This window comes from Nitrospirae bacterium YQR-1, from assembly GCA_039908095.1.
Taxonomy (GTDB): Bacteria; Nitrospirota; Thermodesulfovibrionia; order Thermodesulfovibrionales; family Magnetobacteriaceae; genus Magnetomonas.
On sequence record JAMOBJ010000054.1, the window covers coordinates 1 to 10,099 of the forward strand.

At 43.0% G+C, this 10,099-nt stretch carries 13 protein-coding genes; 12 read left to right on the forward strand and 1 reads right to left on the reverse strand.

The features are described from left to right. Positions 1-528: 528 nt before the first annotated feature. A complete protein-coding gene (locus H7844_15550) occupies positions 529-1,062 on the reverse strand; it encodes an HAD-IIIA family hydrolase (GenBank protein MEO5358695.1) in 534 nt (177 codons plus the stop codon). 108 nt (positions 1,063-1,170) lie between these two features. Here H7844_15550 and waaF point away from each other — a divergent pair, with 108 nt between their 5' ends. The 12 genes from waaF to H7844_15610 all read left to right on the forward strand — a co-directional run. Beyond that, positions 1,171-2,175, forward strand: a complete 1,005-nt coding sequence (waaF, locus tag H7844_15555) for a lipopolysaccharide heptosyltransferase II (GenBank protein ID MEO5358696.1) — start codon at positions 1,171-1,173, stop codon at positions 2,173-2,175. Between the two features lie 33 nt (positions 2,176-2,208). Beyond that, entirely contained in the window at positions 2,209-3,372 is a 1,164-nt protein-coding gene (locus H7844_15560) for a cytochrome c family protein (protein MEO5358697.1), read from the forward strand. 47 nt (positions 3,373-3,419) lie between these two features. Further along, on the forward strand, positions 3,420-3,722 hold the full coding sequence (locus H7844_15565; GenBank protein ID MEO5358698.1) for a hypothetical protein: 303 nt from the start codon (positions 3,420-3,422) through the stop codon (positions 3,720-3,722). Between the two features lie 24 nt (positions 3,723-3,746). Beyond that, positions 3,747-4,019, forward strand: coding sequence for a hypothetical protein (locus tag H7844_15570; GenBank protein ID MEO5358699.1), 273 nt, complete (start codon positions 3,747-3,749; stop codon positions 4,017-4,019). 12 nt (positions 4,020-4,031) lie between these two features. Beyond that, on the forward strand, positions 4,032-4,199 hold the full coding sequence (locus tag H7844_15575) for a hypothetical protein (GenBank protein MEO5358700.1): 168 nt from the start codon (positions 4,032-4,034) through the stop codon (positions 4,197-4,199). 64 nt (positions 4,200-4,263) lie between these two features. Then, positions 4,264-5,373: a glycosyltransferase family 4 protein gene (locus H7844_15580; protein ID MEO5358701.1), complete on the forward strand. Its 1,110-nt coding sequence runs from the start codon at positions 4,264-4,266 to the stop codon at positions 5,371-5,373. Positions 5,374-5,643: 270 nt separating this feature from the next. Further along, on the forward strand, positions 5,644-6,153 hold the full coding sequence (gene lptC, locus H7844_15585; GenBank protein ID MEO5358702.1) for an LPS export ABC transporter periplasmic protein LptC: 510 nt from the start codon (positions 5,644-5,646) through the stop codon (positions 6,151-6,153). 11 nt (positions 6,154-6,164) lie between these two features. Continuing rightward, entirely contained in the window at positions 6,165-6,695 is a 531-nt protein-coding gene (gene lptA / locus H7844_15590) for a lipopolysaccharide transport periplasmic protein LptA (GenBank protein MEO5358703.1), read from the forward strand. Continuing rightward, on the forward strand, positions 6,692-7,408 hold the full coding sequence (gene lptB / locus H7844_15595; GenBank protein ID MEO5358704.1) for an LPS export ABC transporter ATP-binding protein: 717 nt from the start codon (positions 6,692-6,694) through the stop codon (positions 7,406-7,408). Before lptA ends, lptB begins: the two co-directional genes overlap by 4 nt. Further along, positions 7,408-8,853, forward strand: coding sequence for an RNA polymerase factor sigma-54 (gene rpoN / locus H7844_15600; protein MEO5358705.1), 1,446 nt, complete (start codon positions 7,408-7,410; stop codon positions 8,851-8,853). Before lptB ends, rpoN begins: the two co-directional genes overlap by 1 nt. 46 nt (positions 8,854-8,899) lie before the next feature. Further along, positions 8,900-9,445 (forward strand): ribosome-associated translation inhibitor RaiA, encoded by a 546-nt coding sequence (raiA, locus tag H7844_15605; protein ID MEO5358706.1) that lies wholly within the window; start codon positions 8,900-8,902, stop codon positions 9,443-9,445. Then, the coding region (locus H7844_15610; GenBank protein ID MEO5358707.1) for a hypothetical protein at positions 9,442-10,099 on the forward strand (658 nt) is incomplete at its 3' end. The genes raiA and H7844_15610, both read left to right, overlap by 4 nt.

Here is a 10,099-nt window from a genome sequence, read left to right on the forward strand (position 1 = left end):
ATATATAAAATGATGAAAATCCATATTGATTTTAGTATTGTTGATGAAAAAATAAACTTTTTATAGTGGAACAAAATGCATAGGTTTACTATAATCTGAAATTTCTCCTCTAAAACCACTTTTGGGGGGGAACTCGATTTTCTATATCGGATTTCGGGAATCGAGATTTAAGTTGATTTAGATCCATCAATTTTTAAGAATAACTTTTTTCTTTGAAGTAGAATATATGGGAAAGAAAATTATATTGTAAACCATGATTAAACTATAGGCAGTGTCCTGTTGTAAACAATATTTTATCCCGACTTTATCACTTCGAGCGTAGTAGAGAGTAAGAAACGGCAAGAAATAAGGGGGCGGAGATTAGGAGAATGTAGTGCCCTGCTTTTTAGCTTTTTCCTTTTATTTCAGCATGTTAGCTCTCTAAAGTGATAAAGTCAGGAAAAAACATAGAAACCTTTCTTCTCAGAATACAGCAAACCCTCTGCCGGAGTTAACTGCATAGGCATTTAAAACAATATACAAAAATCCTTAAACTAGAGCCGCAATAATTTTATCCCAGAGGCCTTTTGCTTTAAGTATTACCTCGCACACTTCACGCACCGCCCCGTTACCACCGGTACTTCCGGTAACGTAAGAGGAAACAGCCATGGCCTCCGCCGCCCCATCACAAACTGTTACACTAAATCCAACCCGCCTTAGCAACGGGATATCCACGATGTCATCCCCAACGTAGGCACACTCTTCATCCCTCAGGTTATATTTGGCTTTTAATTCCTCATACGGCTTAACCTTGTCCTTGCACTTTTGATAAACATCGTTGATTCCAAGCTCTTTTGCGCGCTTAAGGACAGCCTCTGAGACCCTGCCGGTAATTATTGCAACATGGCCAACCATCTCCCTGAAGAGAACTATTCCGTGACCGTCTCTGACATTAAAACTTTTTATTTCACGGCCGTCACCGTCAAACGTTATTTTACCGTCTGTAAGCACCCCGTCAACATCCAGAATAAGAAGTCTTACCGGCCTTGCTTTGTCTGAAATCGTTTCATACTCAGCGCTCATACTATTTTTCCTTTTTAACTCATAATCTTTAAAAAAGCAATGATGTATTGTAGCATTAATTATGCTCGGATAATGTATAATTGAGTGAGTAAAGCGGAGCATAAATCTTTGCATAAAAAAATACTAATAATAAAACCAGGCTCATATGGTGATGTGATTCATTCGCTGCCGTTTTTGCAAGCTCTAAGGGATACATATCCTGATTCGGAACTCCACTGGGTAATTGCCGGCTCACTTAAGGGTATGCTTGAGGGTCATCCAATGATAGACCGTATGTGGGTAATCGAAAAAGACACATGGAAAAATCCGTGGAAGGTGGCTGCTACCATTAATGAGCTGCGCACTCTGAGGACAAATCTGTCGGCTCAGAAATATACTCTCGTTGTGGACTTGCAGGGACTTTTGCGAAGCGGGCTCATTGCCCGGCTTAGTGGATGTAATAATGTAATTGGTTTTAAAGAGGCGCGGGAGGGCAGCCCGCTTTTTTATAACCATCTGGTTGAGGGCGGAAAGGACGTCCATGCAGTTGACAGATACCTCAAAGTGGCACATGCTATGGGTTGTGAAATTTCAAAAAAAGTGACCTTTCCGCTGTATTTTAGTAAAGAGCGTCCCGGGGTAATGGATGAACTTCCCACAGAGTATGCTGTAACTGTGCCCGGGGCAAGATGGATAACAAAGCGATGGCCTGCATCACATTTCGGCAGGCTCTCGGCACTGCTGCCTGTTGCCACTGTAATATTAGGCTCAACCGGAGACATACCGGCGGCTGAGGAGATTGTAAGCTCCTCTAAGGGTAAAGCCATTAGCCTTGCAGGAAAAACCAAACTTGCCGATATTCCGTGGATTATTTCACAAGCTAAATTTGTGGTATCAAACGACACAGGCCCAATGCATACAGCGGCGGCTTTAAACGTATGGGTTTACGCAATTATCGGCCCTACAGAGCCTAAAAGAACCGGCCCTTATGGTACAAACAGCACTGTCATACGACAGACACTTAGCTGTATGCCATGTTTTAAGAAAAAATGTAATACAATACAATGTCTGAGGGATTTATCTTTTCACACAGTTTATGAGATAATAGCGGAGCGTGAGTCTTTCCGGACTTAAAGTGTAGTAAAAAAATGAATAACCGGAGGTAAGATGAGATATATAATGAAGATGCAGCTTATAGCAATGGTGCTTTTGCTGTTTAGCGCTTTGGGCTTTACCCATGAGATTCCGGAGGGAGCGGAGCCTTTTATGTCCTCACAGAAGTGCTCGGCCTGCCATCCCGCCATATTTAAAGAGTGGGCGGGCTCAATGCACGGCAAATCCTCACTGCATAAAAACAGTGCCCATGCAGCCATGTATAATGCATATGTGGATGATATGCAAAAAGAAAAAAAAGAGGTTGGCTATACCTGTGCCACCTGTCATATGCCTATGGCAGACAACCTTCAGGATATAATCAGCGGAAAGGTTAAGCCGGATGATAAAAAACTCCTTGAGCAGGACGGAGTGGGTTGTACGTTTTGCCACAGGATAGAAAACACGGTAATCGGTAAAGACAGAAACGTCTGTGTTATAAACAAGGATGGAAGTTTTCTTGTAAGCAAACCCGGGGATAAGGCGCCCCACAAGTCGGCCTCCAACCCTATGTTTTCAGACGGTGGTTTGTGTATGGGCTGCCATGGCTTTCTGGTAAATTCTAAAAATGTCACCCTCTGTGCGATGAAAGAGGAGGGGACAGGAAACTGCCTGACATGCCATATGCAAAAAGTTGACGGCGCACCTGCACTTGGCTCAAAGGCAACTGAACACGTCTCTCACAACATATCAGGCGGACATGACGAGGAGATGTTAAAAAAGGCGGTATCCATAGATGTAAAGTCCGACGGTAAAAACCTTCAGGTTAAGATAAAAAACAACATGGTACATGCCTTTCCGTCAACTATGCCTATGAGGGTTGCCTACATAAAAGTCACCTTCAGAGACTCTGCAGGTAAGGCTCTTTGGACCAATATAAAGGAAAACCCTGTGGCGGATGATAAACAGTCCGTATTTAGTAAGGCTTTTAAGGGTGGTGACAAAGTTGGAGTGCCGGCGTGGAAGGCCGATGCTGTGGCATATGATACAAGGCTTAAAGCCGCTGAGGAGCGTCTCCTTACATATGCGATAACCGGAGGGGATGTTAAATCGGCTGATGTTTATCTGATGTACAGATTGTTTCCTGCCGCTGCGATAGAGAAATACAATATTTCAAAAGAAGGCTTAAACGACAAAGCAATCATGGTGATAAAAAAGGAAATAACACTGAGTAAATAGTATGACATCTTGTAATAAAAATAATTTAAACAAGGAGGTAACGGTAAATGACCATAGGTCTGCTGATTACGCGGGACGGCTTTAGCCAGGACATTATAGGATTGACTAAGGCGGCGGTTAATAAGGGCCATCAGGTTATATTGTTTATGATGGATGACGGGGCACGGCATAGCCAGAGTAAGGACGTCGTGGCACTGAAGGACATCCCCGGAGTTACGATGAGTTTATGTGACCACAGCGCCAAACTCAGGGATATAACAGAGGGGATGATACCTGAGGGCTGCACTGCAGGGAGCCAGTATCAGAACTCAGTGATGAATCAGGATGCCGATAAGGTTTTGGTAATATAAGATAACAAGAGACGGAGGGAATAAATGGCTAAGAAAATAGCGGTGTTAGTGAGGGACAGACAAGGAGAGGCATTGAGAATGAGTGTGGGTATCACTGTTATGGATGACATCGTAGAGGTGTTCATTTTGGATAATAAGATTGTCTCCAACGAGGAGAACGACATGAACCTCGAAATGATAAAAGAAATGGATATGACTCTCTTTACAAACATAAAAGACTATGACGACATTAAATATATGTCAACGGAAGATGTTGCAAAGAAACTTCTGGAATATGACAACATATTAGCCTATTAATTCGGAGGATAAATGAAGGTACTATATATATTAAAACAGGATGCAAGCGAAACGGCGAAAACCTTTATGGAAGTACATAAAAAACATGCAGAGGTAACAGTCGTTGACCTTAGAAAAGACAAAAACTATGATGACATCATTGACAAAATAGTCTCAAGTGATAAAGTTATTACATGGTAGTGATTTGATGATGAAGCATTGAATTGCCTTTGGGGTCTAGTAAATACAGAGGGACGGTGTTTAGGTGAGGATACTACAGATAATATATGAGAGTGAGGATAGTCCTTTTGGTTTTGGAGGTGCCGGCGTCAGAGCATACGAGATATACAGCAGGCTCACAGACAGACATGAGATAACCCTCTTGTGTATGAAATACAAGGGAGCGAAGGACGGGATAAAAAGCGGCCTTTCACATATCTTTGCCGGTACAGAAAATGATAATCTCACTAAGAGCGTCATTGCTTATACGTTTAAGGCAGGGCGTTATATAAAAAAATGGGGAGGGAGTTTCGACATAATTGTTGAGAACTTCCTTCCGTCAACCCCTTTTTTTACTAAATTTTTGACCTCCACACCTGTGGTGCTTCAGGTGCAGGGGATATTGGAAAAGCACTCTTTCAATAAATTCAGCCCATTGTATTCAATACCGATGTTCAGTGTGGAGAGTTTTTATCCGAGCCTCTACGACAGGCTTCTGTTTGTCTCTGAGGTGACAAGACGCAAGGTGATGTCCAATATTTCGATGAGAAATGCAATCAGCACGGTTATCCCTAACGGGGTAAATCAGGAATTGTTGGAGACAGAACCCACAGAGAAGCCGTATGTGCTTTTTTTTAGCCGCATAGACATCTACACCAAGGGGTTGGATATCCTGATGAGGGCGTTTCATGAAATAGCGGATAAGTACCCGGAGATAACAATAAAACTGGCTGGTTATGAGTTTGATAATGCCTCATTGTTGATAGCAAAGCAGAGCCAGAAGCTCAGGCAGCGGATTCAGTATGTGGGTTTTGTAACCGGACCGGAGAAAATAAAGCTGCTGCAGGAGGCGATGCTGGTGGTGCTGCCTTCACGGCATGAATCGCAGCCGGTCAGTATTGTAGAGGCGGCGGCGTGCGCTAAGCCGGTTATCGTAAGCGATGTGGATGAGTTGTCGTATGTCTCGGAAAATGAAATCGGGCTGACCTTTAGATCGCAAAACTCCGAATCTTTGGCCAATAAGCTTGAGCTGCTTATTAATGACCAATCCCTTCGACAAACACTTGGAAACCGTGGCCGCACATATGCTTCTAAATTCCTCTGGGATAGTATTGCACAAAAATATGAGAGCTTTCTAACCGGTTTTGTAGAGTGATTAAGAAGATAGCCTGATACGAAACTTCCGTATCAGCCGCCTTATACCAAGTTGCATTCAATCGTCTAACTTTGTTGGCATCGTCACAAGCTCCTCAACGTACGCTCCGAATCCCCTGTAAGGGGAGGCGTCGCCTGCTCCCAACCGCCTGCGTTTACTTCTGACTGTAACTTGGTATAAATGAGGAGCAGTCAATATTTTTTTATAGATAATTCGATTGGGTATGGGTTTTGCATTGAAATCAAGCATCATTTCGTGATACAATGAATTATGAAAAATGCTATACCGGTAATAATAATTGTGGCAACAGTGATATTTTATATTTCAGTGATAAGAACGGAGACAGACTTAACAAAAAATGTTAAAATTCTACACGGAGAGTCTATGATGGAAAATGTGCATATTTACAGAAGCACAAGCTCTAAAAGTGTTTGGGAGGCGAGAGTGAACAAAGTAACGTTGGAAGAGAGCCGTAAGAATGCAAAAATTGAAGGAATAGAGGTGGATTTCCTGGAAAGCGGCTTAACGGTTCAAGCCAAAGGCGGTTTTTATAATCTCTCTAAGAACGCTGTAACGATAGAGGGCGATGTAACGGCTTTCAATAAAGACTATAAAATAACTTCAAAGGACATATCCGTTGACTTTAAAAACCAGACGCTTAGTTCTGAAAGCGGCGTTACAATTGCCGGAAAGAACTATACGGTAAGGGCGGATTCTTTTGACACATCAAAGGGTGAGATTGTTAAACTAAACGGTAACGTTAAAGTCGTTTATAACTGATGGTAAATTCAATGGAAAATAAAAGCGGTTTAAGCATAAAGGCGTATGCACTCTGTATGGTGTTTTTTATAGTAACGGCATTTTCCGCAGCAAGTCGCACCCTTTATGCTGCACCACCCTCTGACAACGAGTCCACATCTCTGAAATTATTTAAAAGTGATAAAAATGTACCCCTTGTTATTACAAGTAATCAGTTAAGCACGGACAACAAAAACAAGACGGCAACTTTTATAGGGTCAGTTAAAGCCATAAAGGGGGATACTACATTTTATGCAGATAAGATGGTTGTTTATTACACAGATGACCAGTCTAAAATAAAACAAATAGACTCAACGGGCAACACAAAGCTTGTACGCGGCGAGAAGGTAATAACAGCCGCCAAAACCGTTTACTATGGCGGAGCCGATGAACATGTGGTCTTTACCGGTAACCCTGAGGCAATAGACGGCAAGAACAAAATAATCGGTTCTAAAATGACCTACTACATGAAAGATGACCGCTCTGTCGTGGAAAACAGCCGTGCCCACCTTGAGGATAAATGAACACAATAGAGGCAACAGGATTGAAAAAGAGTTACTCTAAAAAAACTGTAGTGCAAAACCTGAGTTTAACTCTTAAAACCGGGGAGATAGTCGGACTTTTAGGTCCTAACGGTGCCGGCAAGACTACCACTTTTTACATGTTAACAGGCATTGTCAGGCATGATGCCGGCTCAATACGGCTAAACGGGGAGGACATCGGCTCCCTTGCGATGTACGTAAGGGCAAGACGCGGAATTTCATATTTGCCTCAGGATACCTCGATTTTCAGAAAACTCACCGTAGCTCAAAACATACAGGCTGTCCTGGAGATTAAGGGTATCGCAGATACAGCCGATACAGTACAAAGAGTGCTTGAGGAGTTTGCCATATCGCATATTGCCGGCAACATGGCATATACACTTTCGGGGGGCGAGAGAAGGCGCACGGAAATAGCCCGTGCCATTGCTACCGACCCTGTGTTTATTCTCTTTGATGAGCCCTTTACAGGAATAGACCCTATAGCGATAATAGAACTAAAAAAGATGCTGTCCTACTTAAAAAATCGGGGACTGGGGGTGCTTATAACAGACCACAACGTCAGAGACACGCTTTCTATTACCGACAGGGCATACATCATAAACCACGGAGAGGTACTTGATGAGGGCACACCGGAGCAGCTTATCAATAACCGTAACGTTAAACAAGCGTATCTGGGAGAGGATTTTACTCTGTAATGGCACTTGAGACCAGGTTAGAAACCAGGCTGTCACAAAAGCTGATACTGACGCCACAGTTGCAGATGGCGATAAAGCTGTTGCAGTTGCCCCAGCTTGAGCTTACACAGGCAATTAATATGGAAATAATAGAAAACCCGTTTCTTGAGGAACATACAGATGATTTGTACCAGGGTGAGTCCGACGGCGGGTTAAACACTGACCACAACGAACATACAGGGAATGCCGATAAAACGGATTCTGAGGTAACCATGGAAGGGTTGACCTCTTTTTCAGTTGATGAGTACTTTGAGCAGCGGGGAAGCGACGGACGTGACCTTGGGTATTTTAATACCGGTGAGGATGAAAAGCCCGGCTTTGAAACCTTTCTCACAGAAACAATGGATTTAACGGACCACCTGAAGCTCCAGCTTGATATGTCTGAAGCTTTTGGAAAACTTAAAGAAGTGGCGGAGATGATTATCGGCAATATTGATGAAAACGGTTATCTCCGGGCTACTGTAGAGGAATTGACAAGGGTGCTCGATGTGGAACCCTCTGTAGTGGAAAAAGCTTTGAAACTGGTACAGAGCTTTGACCCTCCAGGGGTTGGAGCACGTGATATAAAGGAGTGTCTGCTGATTCAGATAAGGAATTTAGGACTTGAGAACACTTTGGTTGAGAAAATTGCAGGAAATAATCTGGAGGATTTGGAAAGAAAGAGGTATCAGGCTATAGCGAGAAGTTACAGAGTGACTCTTGATGAGGTATTGGTCGCTGTTAAGATAATTGAGGGACTGGAGCCTAAGCCTGCAAGAAACTTTACGGATGTCAGTGTTTCTTTCATTACCCCTGATGTGTATGTGGAGCGGGTGGATGAAGAGTACAAAATAATTCTCAACGATGAATACACACCGCGTGTGCGGATAAGCAACAAGTACAGGGAGCTTCTGAAAAGTAAAAATGTACTGGATAAAACAGAGAAGCAATTTCTTTTAGATAAATACCGCTCAGCCACATGGTTGATAAAGAGCCTTGATGAGCGTAACCGTACGATATACCGTGTAACGGAAAGTATCTTAAAACGCCAGACGGATTTTTTCGACGGCGGCATACAATACCTCAAACCACTTAACCTTAAGACCATAGCCGAGGATGTCAAAGTCCATGAAAGCAACATAAGCCGAGTTACATCAAACAAGTACCTTGCCTGTGCCCACGGAGTGTTTCCTTTCAGGTTTTTCTTCAGCAACTCGATAGCCGGGCTAAACGGTGAAGTATCGTCAACAACAGTTAAGGAACTTATTAAGAAAATCATAGATGAGGAGGACAAAACCAATCCTTTGACAGACCAGAAACTAATGGATATTCTCAGCAGCAAGGGCGTAACAATAGCAAGACGCACCTTGGCCAAGTACAGGGAGGAGCTAAATATTGCCCCTCATACAAAAAGGAAAAAAACTTAACCAAACTGGCAAAACAAAACGATAAATAACACATACCGGAGGCTCTATGAACATAACAATGACAGGACGTAATTTCGACATAACAGAGTCAATAAAAGACTATGCAGAAAACAAAATAAAGAAATTCGGCAAGATGCTGGTTCATGAATGTGATGCTATGGTGGTTTTAACAGTGGAAAAATACCGGCATAAGGCAGAGGTGCTGATAAAGTCTAACGGAGTACTGATTCAGGCAGAGTCAATAACTGCGGAAATGTACAGTTCAATAGACGAGGTACTGGAAAAACTAGAGCGTCAAATTAAAAAATACAAAGAGAAATTAACATCAAAGAGAAAGACCGGCACAAAGACAGCCGGCAATCATGCCGGCCATGTAAGCCATTCAGAGACAACCGCTTATGACTCACCCCCAATTAGAATAATCAAAAGAAAACGCTTTGACATGAAGCCCATGGACCCTGATGAGGCTGCCATGAACATGGAGCTTTTGGATAAAGACTTTTACGTTTTTACAAATGAAATCTCAGGGGATGTTAATGTAATTTACAGAAGAAAGGACGGGGACTTTGGATTAATAGAGCCGACACGGTGAGTTCCAAGACCTTTGTGTTAATAGTCACAGGCATGTCCGGAGCCGGCAAGACAGTGACATTGCGGGCTTTAGAGGACAGCAGCTACTTTTGTGTGGATAATTTACCACCCTCGCTTATAGATGATTTTGTCAAGATAACAACCAAAAGCTCTGAGGTTGACCGCATAGCCATTGGGATGGATGTCAGGGAAAAGAGCCTTCTTGCAGACTTAGAGTCAATCCTGGTACATTTAAGAAAGACTTATTCGCTTCAAATACTTTTTTTAGAGTCGGAAACTGACGTGTTGATAAGGCGGTTTAAGGAAACGAGGCGGCCTCATCCCCTGCAGAAACTCTTTGACGGCAACATGGCCATGGCTATGGACAGTGAGGAGTCGCTGCTGAAACCTCTCAGAAATGAGGCCGAGATGATTATAGATACATCATCATACACGCCGCATCAGTTGAGAAACCACATAACATCCCTCTTTGGGAGCATCTCTTCAGCATCGTTAAAAATAACCCTGATTTCCTTTGGATTTAAACTGGGCACACCACAGCATCTGGACATGCTCTTTGATGTGCGCTTTCTGGCCAATCCCCGCTTTGTCCCAATTGACAACTACGCTGCAAGTTTTGGTTTTGAGTGGAATAGGCATCCGAGAACTCTTCTGG